Raw genomic sequence first — 18593 nt, 5'->3', positions numbered from 1 at the left:
GGCCGCGCCCCCAGACTGGGCGACGCGACACTTACTGCTGGCGATATAGGGGGGCTTTCGCTTGCCGCAAGATTTTCGACTCCGTAGAGGCCTGACAACATTCCCGAAGCGGGAGAATATGATGCGTATCCCTGCCCTTCTTTGCCTCATGCTGACGCTCGCCGGGTGCGACGGCCCGAAGGAAATGCATGTCAGCAACGCCTGGGTACGGCTGGCTGCGGTGCCGCGCGGGCCGGCCGCGGCGTATTTCACGCTGCATGGCGGCCCCGCCGACGCGACGCTGATCAGCGTTTCGAGCGATGTCTCGATCCGGGCGGAGATGCACGAATCGATGAAGTCTGGATCGATGTCGTCGATGAAGCCGATCGAACAGGTCCGGGTGCCCGCGGGCGACAAGATCGTCTTCGCGCCGGGCGGCAAGCATGTGATGCTGTTCGACGTCAACCCGGGTATCAAACCCGGCGCCCCGGTGCCGCTGCTCTTCACCTTCGCTGACGGCCAGCGCATCACCTACAAGGCGACAGCAGTCGGTGCGGGCGACGCAGCGCCGGGAAGTTGAGCACCGATTCGACTGGTCGCCCCCTGACCGGTGGCGAGATCGCCCTGGCGCGAAGCGTGTTCGGCGACTCGGTCGATTATGCGCCGGTGCGTATCAAGCGGCGCAAATGGGCGTTCTTCCAGCCGCGCGAGACCGTGATGGCGCCGACCGGATCGATCCATTTCCACCCCAGAGGCACACATTACCGCGACGATTTCTCGGCAGGATCGCTGGAGGACCAGGGCCTGTTCATCCATGAGATGACTCATGTGTGGCAGCACCAGAAGGGCATCATGCTGCCGATCGCACGGCATCCCTTCTGCCGCTACGACTATGCCATCCGTCCCGGCCTGCCGCTGTATCGCTACGGCATCGAGCAACAGGCCGAGATCGTGCGGCACGCCTTCATGATCCGGCGCGGCGCCACGGTGATCGGAGCGCCCGCGCTTGCCTGCTACGAAGAAATCCTCCCCTTCGGCACGGCGATGGAGCGGGCGTGACGGTGCGAGGACGAGGGCGAGGGCGAGGCCCTGCCCCCGATTGGGCGGGCCGATTCCCAAAATCGACAAACGTGATGCAAGACGCTAGCCGCAGCGCGTGACCGGGTTACGCCTTCATTTGTCGCGCCACCCGCTGCTGGCCGCATGGATCGTCGCCGCCGCGCTGCTGATGCGCGTGCTGGTGCCCGCCGGTTTCATGCCCGCGGCTTCGGGCGGGACGATCATGGTCCAGATCTGCTCGGGCGGTAGCGCGCAACAGCGCGTCATGGCGCTATCCGTCGAGCGCGTTCCGACACCGCAGCACGACCACCCCGGCAAGGCCGAAGCCCCCTGCGCCTTCTCAGCACTGTCAGCGCCCACACTGGGCGGAACCGATCCGGTATTGCTGGTGCTGGCCCTGTTCTTCATCCTCGCCCTTGCCGTTCGCGTGCCGCTGGCGATCCCCCGCCGCACGCCATCCTATCTGCGCCCGCCGCTTCGCGGGCCGCCGGCCACGGCCTGATCCTTCGCTTGCCCGGTACGCCCGGGACCGAGGGCCTTCCCGCAGCAATGCAGCCGACGCCGCCATCGCATCCGATGGCGTGCGTGCCCCATTTCTCGTCCGGACATGTCCGGCAGGAGCAACTTCGATGCGTTATTCAAGAACTACCCTGGCGGCCACGCTCGCGTGCCTGGCCGCCCCCGCCGCCGCCCGCGACCTCAACGCCGGCACGATCAGGATCAGCCATCCCTGGGCCCGCGAAACAGCCCCGTCCCAGTCGGTCGGCGGCGGATATCTGAGCCTGACCAACAAGGGCAGGCAGCCGGATCGCCTGATTTCAGCCACATCGCCGGCCGCGCGCGAAGTGCAGATCCACAGCATGTCGATGGATCGCGGCGTCATGCGCATGCGTCGCCTGACCGGCGGCGTGGCGATTCCAGCGGGTGCCACGGTCGCGATGGCGCCCGGTGGCCTTCACATCATGCTCGTCGGGCTGAAGGCGCCGCTGAAGCGCGGGGCGATGATCCCGGCCCAACTCAGCTTCGAGCGCGCGGGCACGATCAGGATCGCCTTCAAGGTCGAACCGGTCACCGCGCAGGGGCCGGGAGGCAGCCATCATGAGCAGCATTGAGCCGACCGAGCCCGCCGCGCCCCGGGCCCGGCTCAACAGGGTCCGGGTAGCATTATGGGGCGCGGCCGCCCTGGCGGCCGGCGCTGGTGCGTTCGCACTGCTGGACAAGCCCAAACCTCAGCCGGGCAATGCCGAGGCCTATGCAAGCGCCATCGGCGGGCCGTTCGCCATGATCGACCAGAACGGCAGGCCAGTGACCGACAAGACGCTGAGGGGCAGGCCCTTCGCGATCTTCTTCGGCTTCACCCGTTGCCCCGATGTCTGCCCGACGACGCTGTCGCGCATGGCGCAACTGCGCAAGGAACTGGGCAGCGCCGGCGACAAGTTCGACATCGTCTTCGTTTCAGTCGATCCCGAGCATGACAAGCCGGCCGATATCGGCACCTATCTGACGCTGTTCGAGACGCCGATCATCGGGCTGAGCGGGAATGCCGTCCAGCTCGCGCAGATCGTGAAGGCCTATCACGTCTATTACGAGAAGGTGCCGCAACCGGGCGGCGACTATACCATCGACCACAGCGCGTCAGTGTTCCTGATGGGGCGCAAGGGCGAGTTCGTCACCACCATCGACGGCCATGAGGGCCAGGCGCCTGCCCTCGCCAAGCTGAGGCGACTGATCGACGGCTGAGCGGCACGTCGCTCGTGAGAGGGGCTGGCGGCTGTCAGGCCGCCAGTTCCCGCCGCTCGGGAACCGCCGTCGCGAGAGTCAGGACCGCGACGGCGCCCCTGCCCTCGCCTTCGCTCTCGAGCCGGAGCGAGCCTTGCATCGCCGTCATGGAGTTGGCGCACCAGTGGAGGCCAAGGCCGCCCGACTTGTGCTTGCGGGTGGAGAAACCGCGCTGGAACAGCGTCGGTGCGCGATCGATCGCGAAACCTTCGCCGTCATCGCGGATGGCGATGATGGTCTGCCCCTTTTCCTCGTCGATCGTCACGCCGATGCTGCCGCCGCCCATCCCCCGCGCACCGATCGCCTCGGCCGCATTGGCGAAGAGATTGCCGATAACCTGGCTCAGGATCACGCGGCTGCCCATGGCGAGATGAGGACGCGCGGGGAAGCTGAACGCGATCGACAGTCCGCCCGAATAGCGAGCGATCGTCGCGTTCCTGGCAATGATCTCGGTCACGTCGCATGGCTCGAGCTCGGGCCGGCCATTGGCCGCCTGCTGCTGCTCGCCGATGATCTCGAGCACATGGCTCATGGCCTCCCGGCCGACCTGGAGCTGACGGCGGCGTTCATCGCGATCCTTCGCCTCGGCCTCGATCGCGGCCGAGACAAACGCGACGAGCTTATCGCGCCGTGCCTTCGGAATATCGTCCTTCGCCAGCTCGGCGACGGCGCGATCGAGCGTGCCGCGATCCATCGGCGCCGGCTGGACGATACCCTGGCTGATGATCGTGCTGATCGGATTCAGCGCGTTGCGGACATTGTGCATCACCGCGACGGCGCTCTCGCTGCGGCCGAGCGCGAAGCTCTGCACCTCGAGTTGCTCGCGCAGGTCCTTCAGCTGGCGGAGCATCGCGTTGAAGCTGCGGCCGAGCGAGCCGATCTCATCCTGTCGCGCCGCCTCGTCGGGCAGCAGGCCGAGCGCTCCGGACGAGCGGACGACCTGCATATGGTTCTCCACCCGGCGAAGCGGACGCAGCACCAGCCGCGTGATCATCCGCCGCAACATCAGCAGCACCACAAGCAGCAACAGGGTCGATCCGGCGACAGCGAGGAGAAGCATGCGCCGGCCGAGTACCGATACGTCGCGCGGCACGGTGAAATCGGCGCTCGCCACGGCATGGCCACCGGGGCCGAGGATCGGCACGGCGATCCGCATTTTTTCCCGATCGGGGGTGATTCGTCCCTCATCGGCAAGAGTTGCAAGATCGAGCCGGGCGTTGAGCTGGAGCAGGCCGGAAAGCTGTTCCGACGTGATCCGCCGCGCCATCAGCACATAGCCGCGCGGAGTTCCGCTACCGTCGCTGCGGCGGACCTGCGCGACGCCGACCGCCGCGATCACGCGGCCAAGCCGCACGAAGAAGCTCGCCGAGTTGCGCGCGCCGAGCATCTTCGGAAAGTCGACGGTTCGGATCTGCCCGATCAGCGCCTTGCGCATCGCCGGATCGTCGCCCCTAGCACCGCGCCAGCGGGCAATGACGATACGGCCGTCATTGGCAACATAGGCCATGCCGTTGACGCCGAGATTCTCCATCGCGAGGGGCGAGAAGGATTCCTCCTCGAACGCAGCGGTCTGGCGCGCCATATAGTCGTAGCTCGAATTCCAGTCGCCATAGTCGCGCACCGCGCTTTCGACCTTCGACGCATATTCGCGCAGCGTGACGCGGGTGCGTTCGACATGCGCCTCGACCGAGCGGGATTCGAGCTGATTGAAACTGGGAACGATGACGCTGGCGAGCAGCAGGGTGATCGCGGCTGAGCCGATCAGCCCCACCACGGTCAGGATCAGGACGAGCTTTGCGCCGAGCGACTTCGGATTGCGCAGGGCCCCGATCCGGCCGCTAGCGGCGCGGAGGAAATGGGCCATCAGCCGTGAGTCCCGTTACCCAGTTCAGGTTCGAGATATTCCTCCTCGATCCCCGACGGATCCGGGATGAAGCGCGCCAGCGCCATGTCGCGCGCGATATCGGCATCGACCGGCCGAGAGAAATAATAGCCCTGGAGATGCGAGGCCCCGGCGGCACGGAGCGCCATGACCTGAGCTTCGGTCTCGACGCCTTCAGCGATCACGCCGAGGCCAAGCGCGCGACCGAGATGGATGATCGAATGGACGATCGCGGCGCTCTCGCGCTCGCGGCCCATGCCGTCGATGAAGCTGCGGTCGATCTTCAGGCAATCGAGCGCGAACTTGCGGATGTTGTAGAGGCTCGAATAGCCGGTGCCGAAATCGTCGAGCGCGATGCGGAAGCCCATCTGGCGCAGGCGATAGAGCGTCTCCGCCGCGCGATCGGCATCATCGAAGATCGCCGTTTCAGTGATCTCGATCTGCACCCGGTTGGGCTCGACCCCGGCGCGCTGCACGCATTCGAGGATATGGCCGATGAAATTGGGGCGGCGAAACTGGCGCGGGCTGAAATTGACCGAGACATATTGGCCGGGCCAGTCCTTCAGCTCCTTGAGTGCCTCCCCCAGCACCCAGTTGCCGAGTTCATGGATCAGGTTCGATTCCTCGGCGATCGGGATGAACATCGATGGAGAAACCGGACCGAATTCCTCCGTGTTCCAGCGCAGCAGCGCCTCGAAGCCAATGACTTCCAGGCCCTCGCGGGCGACGATCGGCTGATAGACGAGGCTCAGCTCGCCCTTCTCGATCGACTTGCCGAGCCCGCCCTCGATGCGCCGGCGGAAGCGGATCGATTCGTCCATGCTGTCGTCGAACACGCGGACGACGCCACGGCCGCTATGCTTGGCATCGTTGAGCGCGAGATCGGCGCGGCGCATCACGTCCACCGGATCGTGCTTCTCCCCCGCCTCGACGAAGACGAAACCGGCCGAGGCGCCGCACTGGACCGAATGGCCGAAGATCTTGAAGGTGGCCGAGCAGGCCTTAATAAGGCGCTCGCAGGCCATGCAGGCAGCCTGTTCGCCGGGCGAATCGAACAGGAGGCCGAATTCGTCGCCGCCAAGCCGCGCGACCATACCGCCTTCCGGGATGGAGGATTGAAGCACCGCGCAGATCTGGCGGATCAGATCGTCGCCGGCGAGATGACCGAGCGTGTCGTTGACCAGCTTGAAGCGATCGAGATCGACCATCGCGGTGGCGAAGCTGTCGTTGCCCCGGGCCTTTTCAGCGAGAGTGCGCAGGAAGGCGAGGCGATTGGGCGCCTCGGTCAGCGAATCGTGATTGGCGATATGCACCGCCTTGCTCTCGTTCGCCGCGAGTTCCAGCCCCTGCTCCTCGAGGATCAGGATCTTTTCGGCCAGTGCGGCACGAGTCGCGGCCAGTTCGCGGTCGACCTGCCAGCGATGCGCCAGCGCGGTCGCGGTCTGGGTGACCTCGGCGACCTCGAACGGCTTGGCGATGTAGAAGATCTTGTCCGCCGGTCCGGCCGCCTTGCTGATCTCGACCGGCGAGAAATCGGAATAGCCGGTGACGATCACCAGGTTGATGTCGGGGTCGAGCGCCCGGATGCGGGTGGCGGTTTCCTTGCCGTCGATGCCCGGCGGCATGCGCACGTCGATGAACGCGACCGCAAACGGATCCCCGTCGATCATCGCCTTTTCGATCGCGGCGACGCCGTCCAGCCCCTGCATCGCGTGAGTGAGCGCGAAATCCATCGGGGGTGCCGCATCGGCCGGGGCATCATCGTCGTCACCGAACAGCTCGGCCGCCATCGCATCGAGCGCGCCTGCGTCGGCATGTCCCGTCGGCGCGAAGCTGCGTCGGTAGGAATCATGCATCGCAGGTTCGTCGTCGACGATCAGAATGCGCATTGGGGCACCGCCGTGGTTAATGTCATTGAGGGCCCGTCCGCCCTTGCCATGGCGTAACCGGACACGGTTAAGGCGTCGTAAACGCTGTTTCGATGCCCTCACTATCAGTGCTTGATTCAGTTGCCGCGCACGGCGCCGCGACATAGCATCCCGACCATGGATCAGCGGAGCGCTCAGCAGCGGCAGGCCTCCCGTCCCGACGCCCGGCCTGTGGGCGCGCGCGTCGCCGGGCCGCGCCAGACTCAGCTCGCCGCCTTTTCCGAGATGCTGAACGCGGCCCCGCCGGTGCAGCGCCTCGCCCCTTTGGCGTCGCCCGACCGCGACGGCCGGGTTGCCTATCCGGCGGTGGCGCAGCTTTATGACATTCAGGCGTTCGATAGCTGGGACGAACATGTCGCCTGGCTTCTGGCGAACCATGTGGCGCTGCCGCAGGGCCTGAAATTGCGGGTCGGCAGCCTCGGCACCTATCTGAACCGGGCGCCGGTGGGCTCAAAGGCGGTCTATCTGCCGCCCGGACAGCCGGGACTGACCGAGGCAGGCGTCGCGCTTCGCGACAGCGGTGCCCGGGGCGCCATCCTCCTCTCGTCGAGTTATGTCGAGGAGGTCGGCACCCTGCCCAAGGACGAGCGGGTCGCCACTCTGTTGTCGACGATCCGCCATGAAGTGCAGCATGCCGAGAATTTCGATGAGGGCCTGGTTTCAGCCGCCCCTTCCGAAGCCGAGAGCGCGCTCGATGAAACCATCGCGCATTCCGAGAACATCCTGAACGCGCAACTGGGCGGCACCAAGAGCGATGCACCGCTGTGGGACCAGGTCGAACATCTGGCGCAGGCGGAGAAATATTTCGAATCCGCCGGAAGGGCTCAAGGCGCGCTAAAGGACAAAGCCGCCGCGGCCCTGGAACGAGCCCAGAAAGAGGTGCGTAGGGCTTTGGCCGAACATGGGGAGAACCCCGCGGAGATGATCGACCAGTATCTCAACCTGGTCGATTTCGACGAGGATGGGCACAAGCTGGCGAACAAGAGCGATGCCATGCGCACGGTCCTGCAGGGCAAGTTCGCGGATACGGACCCCGTGGCGCAGCGCGCCGCGGAGCCAGCGGGCAATCGCACCGGCATGCCCGACAATTTGAAATCCGGTATCGAGGCCCTGTCTGGCATCTCGATGAACGGGGTGAAGGTCCATTATAATTCGGCCAGCCCCGCCCAGCTCAACGCCCATGCCTATGCCCAGGGCAGCGACATCCATCTCGCCCCGGGACAGGAACGGCATTTGCCGCACGAAGCTTGGCATGTCGTCCAACAGGCGCAGGGGCGAGTCGCCCCAACCCGGCAAATGAAGGCAGGGACCCCCATCAACGACGACGCCGGGCTTGAGCGCGAGGCCGATGTAATGGGCGCCCGGGCGGCGGGCATGACCGCCTCCGCCACGAATACGGCACTGGCCGAGCCCAATGCCAGCGGGCCGGCCGCGCAGCGCGTTGCCCAGCTTTATCGCCTGTATCCGGTGAGCGAGCAGACCGATCAGCAGTGGAACGCCGGCAAGCCGGTGCGCGTATCCGAGGACGGCAATCTCGCGGTGGGCCAGGATGACGGCTATGGCTCGCATGACCTGTGGGCCGAGGCCGGGATGATCGAGCCAACCAACGAGCGTCTGCAGACGTCGGGCTCGCGCTATCGCGTCGCTGCCGGCGATACGACGCTTTCCGGCACCTCACCCGTTGGCAACCATGCGCGTACCCTGACCAAGGTCGTACCAAGCTATGGCCCCACAGGCGATTCGGGCGAAGACATGACGATGCCGGACGATTGCGGCACGGCGGCGCATGAACTGACCGGCGCAATGGGTGACGATGACACAAAGACCGAGATGGTCGCGGTCTTCCGGAACACCATCAACCTGGCGGCAGCCGTCACCACGGCGGCGGAAGACCAGCCAGCCAAGATGAAGCGGGAAATCCTGCTCCCGTTCATCATGGCCAAGAGCAACGAGGACGTCCCGAGCTTTTTCAGCTTCGTCGGCGTCGGCCCGAGCAAACGCAACCTGATCGACCTTACGAGATTGCGTCAGCTCGACAGGCCCATCAACGCGTTCCGCCATGCCATGGAGCGGATGACCGTGATTAGAACCGTCGACCTTCCCGAGATTTTAGAAGAACGACGCCAGTTGCAGGACATGGATCCTCTCGACGGCGGTTTCGCGGCACGGCAGCTGGCTTTCAAACAGGCAGAGACAAGGATCTCTGTCGAGGTGAACCAGATCAGAGACCTGATCCAACGGATCGCGCCAACCATCATACCGACGCTGAAACAAATCGACGACCTTATCGTCGCCTCCTATGAAAAGCTGACACCCGCCGAGAAGGATACTTTCGAGCAGCGGGCGCAGATCAACCGCTATGCCGCTCCCGAGCCCGGTCAGGCATTCGCCATTTCAACGGGCGGTGCGCCCAAGAACATCAGGCGGGGCGACGGCACCGTTCAGGTCACCTACAATGTCCATTGGGCGGGCGTGCTGATGAAGAGCGGCGGCGACACCGTGACGATGGAGAATTCAGCCGAACATATCGTAGTGCCGCGCAACACGAACTGGATCTTCCAGATGTACGGCGCCGCATCCAACGCCGTCGGCAAGCGCGGGCAGACGTTCCACGAACAGAATCGCGACGTGATCGGCGCGCATGGCCAGTCGCCGACGACGATGACCGTCAAGCCAAGGGACGCCTGATGGCCCTGCCGCTGATCCGTTCGGGAAAGAACATTTCGAAGCACGCGGGCGAGCGGGTGGCGGTCCAGGGCATTTATGCGTCGATCGACCTGCGCCGCCTCTACAAGCCGCCGCCACAATATTCCGGCCATGTCGCCATAAGGCTGGACGATGGCGAGACGGTGCTGCTCGAACCATCCTGGCACCCCGACGCCCGCCGCAGCAATGCGGAACGCGAGGCTCATGAGGGGCGCCTGGTCGTCGCGATCGGCATTCTTCATGGCGAGGCGCCGGATGCTCCGGACGGCACCGCCAGTGTTCGCATGCCGTGCCTTAGCGAAATCGACTCGATCGAGCTCGTTCCCTGACCCGACTTCCTTCCCCAAGGGTCCAGGCGCAGATAGCCCCAATTTCGGGCGATCCGATTGCCGTAACCGAACAAAGGAAATAGCATCGCCCAGTCGATCGGCCCCGATCGACTGGCAAGGGCACAGCGCGATGCATCAACGAGGCGTGCAGCAGCGTCAGGCGATCCGTCCCGCCCTTCCCGTTCCCGGCGCGAGCATCGCCGGCCCGCGCCAGACACAATTGGCCGCCATGTCCGCGATGCTCAACGCTGGCCCGCCGGCGCAGCGCCTCGCCGCGATGGCGACACCGTCCGGAGACCGGGACGGCGTGCCCCCTCGATCTGAGACGGCACAGCTCAAGCCGATCGCGCGATCCACCGGAATGGCGCCGGTCCAGAGAATGATCGTCGACAATAGCTCGCCACCGCCTAACTTCACATCCGACAGCGAGCGACCGAAATGGCAGGTCACCGCAGAACGGGCGATCCTGGAGGACTTCAAAATTACCACGGGATCGAGCGTGAGCAAGATCGACTATGTCAAGGAACAACTCGCCCGCTGCCATATCCTGGCGTTCAACGACATCCAGGCAACCATTCTCGAATATCTGAACAGCAGCGCGCCGAACAAGGACAGCGACCTGACCATATGGCTGTTCAACGTAACCGCCGGCATCGGGGGGACACGCGAAGCGACGGGGATCGAAAAAGCGGCGCAGATAATGATGGCCAACCCGTCGGCCAAGACAGCGAATACGCTGCTCGGCAAGCTCAACAGCCTGTCCGACAACCTTCGCGCCGCCAACAGCCTTCTCAACAGCTATATCGGCGAGCATCCCGATCTGCGCGGCTCGACATCGCCGGGCGGGCAATGGCATGCCAGCACCAAGAGCCGCCAGGCGCTCGACCTGAGCGACAGCAGCCTGTTGCTGACGCCCCTGCACCAATCGAATATCGTCACCTCAGAAGGCACGGTGCCGCTCGGCTCTTTGAGCCCGAGGCTGCAGAGCCAGCTGCAAGGCCAACCCTGGGAAACGCGCGGCGTGCATTCGAGCAGCACGATCAACGCGCTTTACCCCGGATCGACCGAGACCTCGATCAAGGCCGCACCAAGCGGCACGTTCAACTTCACCGGCATCACACAGGCACCGTCCAACCTGTCGGGCCTCTATTACGAATATGGCGTGCTGGCGAAGAACAACGCTCGTTCGCCGACGGAAGAATTGCGGTTCCAGGAACTCGCCGGCATCCTCAAGGGCGTCGGATGGATCAACTGACCGGAGGGTCGGTTCACTCTTTCCCGCGAACCAGCGCCGCGCCTAGTTCGATCGCCCCTAGCGGCCCGGCATTGTTGCCGAGCGCCGCCGGCACGACATAGTCTTCGACCGGCTCGATATCGGGCGTGGCCCCGTAGCCGCCGAGACTTTGCACCAGCTTCGACCGGATCAGGGGAAAAAGACCGGGAGTGCCGGTCATCACGCCGCCGCCCATCACGACCCGGCGCGGGATGCCGGTCAGCACGAGCATATGGACCAGTTGCGCCAGCGTATGCGCGACACCGTCCCAGGCGGGATCGTCCGCCGCCAGTTCCTGCGCGGGTCGGCCCGCCCGCGCGGCGATTGCCGGTCCTGATGCAAGGCCCTCGACGCAATCCCCGTGGAAGGAGCAGATGCCCGGCCAATCGTCCCCGGCCATGCGGACCGAGCGGACATGGCCGAGCTCAGGATGAGTCAGCCCGTTCGTCGGAATGCCGTTCAGCACCAGCCCGACGCCGACGCCGGTGCCGACAGTGATATAGGCGTGATCGGCGACATCGCGCGCCGCGCCCCACCGTCCTTCCCCCAGGGCCGCACCAGCAACATCGCTGTTGAAAGCGAACGGCACGCCGGCGTGACGCGCCAGGCGGCGGCCGACATCGGTGTTGGACCAGCCCGGCTTGGTCGTCGCGGTGATGAAGCCGTAGTTCTCCGCCGCCGGATCGATCGACACCGGACCGAAGCTGGCGATGCCCAGGGCCTGGTAGCCCGACCAGCGGCTGAGCACCGATTCAATCGCCGCCAGCGTCTCCCCGGGCCCGGTCGTCGCTATCCGAACTTCATCCCGGATATCGTCCGGTCCCGTGCCGAGCACGCAGATGCATTTGGTCCCGCCAAGTTCGATGCCGGCGATCAGGGAATTGGTCATGGCGGACGCTATCCTCTTCGGGCGGGAATACTGTCAATCGCAGGTCAATGTGCTGACCGGCACATTCTTGCGACAAATGGAGTCTAGGGCTCCGGCTGAGATTCGAGTTGGAGTGACCATGCGGCGTATCGGCATCCTGTTCCTGCTGGCATCGGCCAGCAACCCCGCACTCGCCGCAGCCCAGAAAGCACCGCGAGCAGCGCCGGCCCCAACGTCGGGCGCCGCGCCGGCCGGGCAGGCCGACGACCAGGGCGACACGGACGAGCCGGACATCATCGTGCGGGGACAGCGCAACCTGCCCGGCGCGGTGATCGGCGACATCCAACCCGAGGAGCAGCTCGGTCCGGCGGACATCCGATCCTACGGAGTCAGTTCGGTTTCCGACCTGCTGGCCGAACTGACGCCGCAGACGACCAGCGGTCGTGGCAGCGGCGGGGCGCCGGTGGTGCTGCTCAACGGCAAGCGCATTTCCAGCTTCTCGGAGATTCGCGACCTGCCGACCGAAGCGATCGCGCGCGTCGACATCCTGCCCGAGGAGGTCGCGCTGAAATATGGCTATCCCGCCGACCAGAAGGTGGTGAATATCGTCCTGCGCCGCCGCTTCCGCGCGACCACCGTCGAACTGGCCAACAAGATGCCGACCGCCGGGGGGAACAACGATACTGACGGCAAGCTCGATCTGCTCAACCTCCACGGCAATGGCCGCTTCACCCTGCATATGGAATATGAAGGGCAAACCGGGCTGACCGAAAGCCAGCGCGATATCACGCAGCAGCCAAGCCCGTTCGCGATCGGCGGCAATGTCGTCGGGCCCAAGGGTGGAGAGATCGATCCCGCGTTGAGCGCCCTCGCCGGGAGCACGGTGACGATCGCGGGCGTGCCGGGCAGCGCCGCAGGCGGCATGCCGACGCTTGGCGCCTTTGGCGCGACCGCGAATAACCCCAACACGACCAATCAGGCCGCGTATCGCAGCCTGCTGCCGACAAGCCGCGATTTCTCCGCGAACAGCGTCTATGCACGAACGATCTTCGGCAACGTCTCGGCAACGCTGAACGGCCGGGTGGAATATACCGACGGCGTGCGGCTCAACGGCCTGCCGACCGCTTCGTTCGACCTGCCCGCCGGCAACCCCTTCTCGCCCTTCGCCAACGACGTGGTCGTCGACCGGGTGCTGGACGGGTATCTGCCGATCGCGCAGCGCAGCTCAACGCTCACCACACATCTCGGCACCACGTTCAACGGCAATATCGGCCCGAAATGGCGCTGGTCGCTGACCGGCAACTACGACCACAGCGACACAAGGACCTTTACCGACACCGGACTCGACATCTCTGATTTCCAGGCGCGGATTAACGCCGGGGACCCCACCGCCAACCCGTTCGGTCCGCTGGAGAGGTTCGGCGCGAGCCCGGCCAACCGCGCCTATGCCATCTCCAACGATGCCGGGCTCGACGCGCTGTTCAACGGGCCGTTGTTCAAGCTGCCCGCCGGCGACATCTCGACCAGCATCCGGGTGGGTGGCGACATGAGCAGCTTCGATAGCCGATCCTATCGACTCAGCGGGGACCAGATCGGCTCGGTGTCGCGCGATACGGTCAGCGGCCAGCTCAATCTCGACGTGCCGATCGCGAGCAAGGCGAACAATTTCCTGCCGTTCCTCGGCAAGCTCTCGGCCAATTTCAATATCGCCGAGAATCATCTCTCCGACTTCGGCACGCTCCAGACCCTGGGCTATGGCGCGAACTGGACGCCGATCGACGCGATCCGTTTCATCGTGTCGCATACCGACCAGGAACAGGCGCCGAGCGCTCAGCAACTCGGCAATCCGGTGATCACGACGCCGAACGTGCGCGTATTCGACTATATCCAGGGCACCACCGCCAACATCACCTCGCTGACCGGCGGCAACACCGGGCTGATCGCCAGCAACAACCATGTCACCAAGCTGGGCCTGACCCTGAAGCCCTGGTCGGAAAAGGACATCAGCTTCACCGCCAATTACGTAACCAGCCGGACCGAGAACCCGATCGCCGCCTTCCCGACCGCGACGGCGGCGATCGAGGCTGCGTTCCCGAGCCGCTTCACGCGCGACGCGTCGGGAATGCTGACCCGGATCGACATGCGGCCGATCAACTTCGCCGAAAGCAGCCGGTCTCAGCTGCGCTGGGGCATCAACTTCTCCAAGCCGCTCAAATCCAAGATCCAGAAGGAACTGGAGGCGTTCCGTGCCGGCACCGGGCCGAACCCGTTCGCGGGGATGCAGCCGCCGGGCGGCTTCCGGCGGCGCGGCGGCGGCGATACCACGCCGGACGGCAGTGCGCGGAACGGCGGCACGCCCGCGGGACAGGGCGATGGCGGCGAGAACCGCGGTCAGGCCGGCGGCGGTGCCGGTGACGGCGGGCCGCGCCAGGGTGGTGGATTCGGCGGGCGCGGCGGCGGATTTGGCGGCCGCGGCGGTGGCCAGGGCGGCGGGCGGCTGAACTTCGCGCTCTACCACACATGGCATTTCAAGGAGGAGGTGCTGGTCCAGAATGGCGGACCGCGGCTCGACCTGCTCAACGGCGACGCGATCGGCAGCAGCGGCGGCCAGTCCCGCCATGAATTCGAGGCGCAGGCAGGATATACGAATAACGGCCTGGGCTTCCGGTTCTCGGGCAATTACCGCACCGGCACCGAGGTCAATGGCGGGACGCCCGGTGCGCCCCAGTCGCTCAACTTTTCAGGCCTCGGCACCCTCGATCTCCGGCTGTTCGCCGATTTCGGGCAGCGGCTCGACCTGGTCAAGAAACACCCCTGGCTGCGTGGCACTCGCCTGACGATCGGCGTGACCAATATCTTCGACGGCAAGCAGCGCGTGACCGATGCGAACGGCGTGACGCCGGTCAGCTACCAGCCCGATTATCTCGACCCGCTGGGGCGGAGCGTGCGGATCAGCCTTCGGAAGCTGTTCTTCTGACGGCTTGGCGTGGCCGGGGGGACTTCCCGGCCACGTCCCCTCCCTGCCTCAGAAATTCACGCGGAAAGTCGCCCCCGCGGTACGCGGCGTGCCGAGCTGGCCGGCATAGGCAAAAGGCGAGGTGCCGACGATCGCGGTGGTCGACAGGTTCTGGAAATACTTCTTGTCGAAGGCGTTGTTGAGCCATGCGGAGAGGTCGTAGCGCCCCTCGCGGAACGACGCGCCGAGGCGGAGATTGACCAGGCTGTAGGGATCGATCCGGCTGTACGGGCCGGCATCGGCCGTGCCGAAGGTGCTCGACCGATAGCTGTACTGCGCGATCGCATAAGGTCGCACGCCACCGGCAAGCTGGATGTGATAGTCGATCGATGCATTGGCGACCCATTTCGGCGCCTGGAACAACGGCTTTCCGGTGAGGTCGCAGACCCCGGTCACGCCGACAGGGCATGGCGCGTTGGCATAGCTCTTGTACTTCGCGTCGTTGTAGGAACCGTTGCCGTCGATCGTCAGGTTGTTCGTCAGCTTCAGCGATGCATCCACCTCGATGCCACGCGACCGCACATCGCCGACATTCGCGAGATAGGAACGGTTGCCGTTGGTGGGAACGATATTGGCCTGAAGACCGGAAAGATCGGTAGAGAAGGCGCTGATGTTGAGGGTCAGGCGCCGGTCGAAGAGCTGGCTCTTGAGGCCCAGTTCCCAGTTCCGGACCTTTTCCGGCTCAAGCACCAGCGGCGTCCCCGCCGAAACCGCCGAATTGAGGTTGAGGCCCGACCCCTTGTAGCCGGTCGAATAGGATCCATAGGCCAGTATGTCGGGCGTGACCTTGTACGCGATGCTGGCGAGATAGGAGACGTTATCGCCCGTCACCGACACGTTGTAATGGAACGGGATGGAGGTAGCCGGGTTCGGCGTCCCCACAAGCGAGGTGTCGGACCGGCCCCAGCGCTTGTCGTGGGTATAACGAATGCCGGCGGTGAGCGTCAGCCGATCGGTGATCGAATAATTCGCCTGTCCGAAAGCCGCGACACTGTCGACGGTGGTCCGGACATCGTCGAGATATTGCGAACCCGGGGCGATATTGATCGCGGCCGCGGCCGGGTTCGCGAGGCGGGCATAGGTGGTGTAGAAGTTGCTGGCGTCATAGCCGAACTGGTTGAGGATGAAATGATCGCGCAGCACCTGATGGAACAGATAGGCGCCGACCTGCCAGTTGAACCGCCCCGGCCGTGACGCCAGCCTGATCTCCTGCGAAAGCTGGTCGTCCTTCGTCTGGGCGACATTGACCTGGATGACGTCGAGCGGCGTGCCGTCACTGTCCTGCAACGGGTTGAAGTGCCAGTAGCGCCAGGCGCTGATCGAGGTCAGGGTGACCGGCCCCAGATCCCAGTCGGCTTGCAGCGACACGCCTTTCTGGTCGGTCTTCATATTCTGGATCGAATTGTTCTGGGTGTAATCGAGGCTCGGCCTGGGCACATAGCCGAGCGCCGCCAGGGTCTGGAGCGTGCGACCGGTCGTCGCGCTCAGGCTGGCCGGCAGCACCAGCTTCGTGGCGCTGACGCAGCAGGTGTCGTCCTCGATCGAATAGTCGCCGATCAACCGCAACGTGAGATTGCTGGCGGGCGTCGCGAGAAGCTGGACGCGCGCACCGCTGCGCCCGACGCTGTTGGCGGCGACGCCAGTCTTGATATTGTCGAGCACGCCGTCGCGGTGCGTGTTGAAGCCGGTGACGCGAAAGGCCAGGAGCCCGTCGATCAGCGGCCCGGTGACACTCACGCGTTCCTGATTATAATTATAGGTACCGCCCGAAATCTCGGCCGTGCCCTTGAACTCGAACTCCGGGCCGCGGGTCGTGATGTTGAGCACGCCGGCCGAATTGTTGCGCCCGAACAGCGTGCCTTGCGGGCCGCGCAGCACCTCGACCCGGTCGATGTCGATCAGATCGGCCAGCGCCATGCCGGGGCGGCCGAGATAGACCCCGTCGATATAGACACCCACCGACGTATCGAGCCCGTCCGAGGCGGAGGAAACGCCTATACCGCGAATGCCGATCGATGAATTGCGCGGATTCGAATTATAGGCGGTGAGGCTCGGCGTCTGGAACTGCACGTCGCTGAGCGTGTAGCCGCCCTTGCGTTCGAGCGTCGCGCCGGACACCACCGACAGGGCAATCGGCACATCCTGGGCCCGTTCCGAGGTACGGCGCGCGGTCACCACGACATCCCCGCCCTCGTCCGCGGCCACGGCGGCGTCCTCCGCCACCGCCGCGACGTTCCTGGCGACCGCGCCATCGGGTGCGGGATCATGGGCCAGGGCCGGCTGGCCAAGACCAGCGCCCGCGGCGATCGTCGACAGCAGCGTTGCGCGATGGAATCTGTTCATTTCGGCCTCCCTTGACCTTTGCGATACGTCAGCGGTCGATCGGTCGCGGCTGCCCCTCTCCAGGGCGGCCGGGCGCAGGCGAGCACCTTCTCGACAATATGCTGGCTGCGCATTGCGGGGTTGCCCGATCCCTCCGATCGAGAGCGCAACGCTGATTCCAAATTCCTATCGAGTCAATGGGAATTGAATCTTCGCCGTCCCCAAGATTTTCTGAAGCAGGCTCCTTCTGTCCTCACGGACGAACGCTTCGACTGATCGATAAATACCGTTTCACCAATATGTTATCTGCCCGCTGGCTCCTGTTTTGGAGCGCGCGCGAACGCCGTCGCCGGGCAAAAGGTTCCCTCATTAAATTCCCACTAGATCAGTATGGATTCTAGCGCCGAGGAAAGATATTCTACGTTCGCCGATCGCCGGCATGGGCGCAGTTTTCGCCAGCAACCATTCGTTCGGGAACACATCCATGCCGAGTATCGGAAAGCTTGAAGTCAGCCGTCAGGGCTTTGGTGCGATGGGGCTGTCGCATACCTATGGCCAGGCGGACGATGTGAGGTCGGTCGCCACCCTGCACCGCGCCATCGGCCTCGGCGTAACCTTCTTCGACACCGCCACGGGCTATGGCGCGGGGCATAATGAGGAGCTGCTGGGCAAGGCAGTGGCGGATCGGGGCGATGGCCTGATCATCGCCAGCAAGTTCGTCCATCGTCCCAATGGCGGCGGTGCGGCGGTGGCGCCGATCAAGGCCCGCGACGCCGTCGAGGCGAGCCTGACCCGGCTCGGCCTCGACCATATCGATCTCTATTATCTCCACCGGGTCGATCCCGACATTCCGATCGAGGATTCGGTCGGCGAGTTGGGCCGGCTGGTGGACGAAGGCAAGATCGGCGGCGTCGGCGTGTCCGAAGCATCGGCCGACGCAGTCCGCCGGGCGCATGCGACCTATCCCCTCACCGCGCTGCAGAGCGAATATTCGCTGTGGACCCGTGACGTCGAGGTCGAGATCCTGCCGGCCGTCCGTGAGCTCGGCATCGGCTTCGTCGCCTACAGCCCGCTCGGGCGCGGCTTCCTGGCGGGTGCCGAGGTGAGCGATCCCGACGACCGCCGCCGCCAGCATCCGCGCTTCCAGCCGGACGCAGTCGCGGCGAACAGCCTGCGCCGCGCGACGATCGAACAGGTGGCGAAGCGGGTCGGCGCGAGCGTGGCGCAGGTGAGCCTCGCCTGGGTGCTGTCCAAGGGCGTGGTGCCGATCCCCGGGACCCGCCACATCGAGCATCTCGAGTCCAACTGGGCGGCCAACCACCTCGAGCTCGATGCCGACTCGCTCGACGCACTCGAGGCGGCCTTCCCCCGCGGCGCGACCGCTGGCGCCCGCTATCCGGCGGAAGCGCTCAAGCTCGTCCCGCCCGAGCCAGTCGCCGCCTGATTTTCCCT

At 65.2% G+C, this 18593-nt stretch carries 14 protein-coding genes; 10 read left to right on the top strand and 4 right to left on the bottom strand.

Annotation, left to right across the window (positions count from 1 at the left end; genetic code table 11):
* Positions 1–121 precede the first annotated feature (121 nt).
* From P0Y59_01780 to P0Y59_01760, 5 genes are all read left to right on the top strand, one after another.
* Positions 122–559 (top strand): copper chaperone PCu(A)C, encoded by a 438-nt coding sequence (locus P0Y59_01780; protein ID WEK00454.1) that lies wholly within the window; start codon positions 122–124, stop codon positions 557–559.
* Complete coding sequence (locus P0Y59_01775; GenBank protein ID WEK00453.1) at positions 556–1038, top strand: vgr related protein; 483 nt, start codon at positions 556–558, stop codon at positions 1036–1038. Before P0Y59_01780 ends, P0Y59_01775 begins: the two co-directional genes overlap by 4 nt.
* Positions 1039–1135: 97 nt before the next feature.
* Entirely contained in the window at positions 1136–1540 is a 405-nt protein-coding gene (locus P0Y59_01770) for a hypothetical protein (GenBank protein WEK00452.1), read from the top strand.
* Positions 1541–1667: 127 nt separating this feature from the next.
* Positions 1668–2150 (top strand): copper chaperone PCu(A)C, encoded by a 483-nt coding sequence (locus tag P0Y59_01765; GenBank protein WEK00451.1) that lies wholly within the window; start codon positions 1668–1670, stop codon positions 2148–2150.
* The gene (locus tag P0Y59_01760; GenBank protein ID WEK00450.1) at positions 2137–2778 is read left to right on the top strand and encodes an SCO family protein; all 642 of its coding nucleotides are present in this window, start codon (positions 2137–2139) and stop codon (positions 2776–2778) included. Before P0Y59_01765 ends, P0Y59_01760 begins: the two co-directional genes overlap by 14 nt.
* 34 nt (positions 2779–2812) lie before the next feature.
* Here the strand turns inward: P0Y59_01760 and P0Y59_01755 are convergent, their stop codons facing one another.
* Together P0Y59_01755 and P0Y59_01750 are read right to left on the bottom strand one after the other, a co-directional pair.
* Entirely contained in the window at positions 2813–4681 is a 1869-nt protein-coding gene (locus P0Y59_01755; GenBank protein WEK00449.1) for a CHASE4 domain-containing protein, read from the bottom strand.
* On the bottom strand, positions 4681–6588 hold the full coding sequence (locus tag P0Y59_01750) for an EAL domain-containing protein (GenBank protein ID WEK00448.1): 1908 nt from the start codon (positions 6586–6588) through the stop codon (positions 4681–4683). The genes P0Y59_01755 and P0Y59_01750 overlap by 1 nt, the downstream gene beginning before the upstream one ends.
* Positions 6589–6744: 156 nt before the next feature.
* On the opposite strand from P0Y59_01750, the gene P0Y59_01745 reads away from it, so the two are divergent.
* The 3 genes from P0Y59_01745 to P0Y59_01735 all read left to right on the top strand — a co-directional run bounded on the left by P0Y59_01745 (position 6745) and on the right by P0Y59_01735 (position 10917).
* Positions 6745–9315 (top strand): DUF4157 domain-containing protein, encoded by a 2571-nt coding sequence (locus tag P0Y59_01745; protein ID WEK00447.1) that lies wholly within the window; start codon positions 6745–6747, stop codon positions 9313–9315.
* Positions 9315–9662, top strand: a complete 348-nt coding sequence (locus P0Y59_01740; protein WEK00446.1) for a hypothetical protein — start codon at positions 9315–9317, stop codon at positions 9660–9662. The genes P0Y59_01745 and P0Y59_01740 overlap by 1 nt, the downstream gene beginning before the upstream one ends.
* A 130-nt stretch (positions 9663–9792) precedes the next feature.
* Positions 9793–10917: a hypothetical protein gene (locus tag P0Y59_01735; protein WEK00445.1), complete on the top strand. Its 1125-nt coding sequence runs from the start codon at positions 9793–9795 to the stop codon at positions 10915–10917.
* 13 nt (positions 10918–10930) lie between these two features.
* Here P0Y59_01735 and P0Y59_01730 read toward each other — a convergent pair whose 3' ends face one another.
* On the bottom strand, positions 10931–11824 hold the full coding sequence (locus P0Y59_01730; protein WEK00444.1) for an ROK family protein: 894 nt from the start codon (positions 11822–11824) through the stop codon (positions 10931–10933).
* Positions 11825–11942: 118 nt separating this feature from the next.
* On the opposite strand from P0Y59_01730, the gene P0Y59_01725 reads away from it, so the two are divergent.
* Positions 11943–14780: a TonB-dependent receptor gene (locus tag P0Y59_01725; GenBank protein ID WEK00443.1), complete on the top strand. Its 2838-nt coding sequence runs from the start codon at positions 11943–11945 to the stop codon at positions 14778–14780.
* A gap of 48 nt (positions 14781–14828) precedes the next feature.
* Here P0Y59_01725 and P0Y59_01720 read toward each other — a convergent pair whose 3' ends face one another.
* Positions 14829–17162 (bottom strand): TonB-dependent receptor, encoded by a 2334-nt coding sequence (locus tag P0Y59_01720; GenBank protein ID WEK00442.1) that lies wholly within the window; start codon positions 17160–17162, stop codon positions 14829–14831.
* Between the two features lie 463 nt (positions 17163–17625).
* Between P0Y59_01720 and P0Y59_01715 the strand changes: the two genes are divergently transcribed.
* Positions 17626–18585, top strand: a complete 960-nt coding sequence (locus tag P0Y59_01715; protein WEK00441.1) for an aldo/keto reductase — start codon at positions 17626–17628, stop codon at positions 18583–18585.
* Positions 18586–18593 lie beyond the last annotated feature (8 nt).

It is taken from the genome of Candidatus Sphingomonas phytovorans, assembly GCA_029202385.1.
GTDB classification, from domain to species: domain Bacteria; phylum Pseudomonadota; class Alphaproteobacteria; order Sphingomonadales; family Sphingomonadaceae; genus Sphingomonas; species Sphingomonas phytovorans.
Note: the sequence above shows the minus strand (reverse complement) of the source record. Positions and strands in the feature narration are given on the sequence as shown.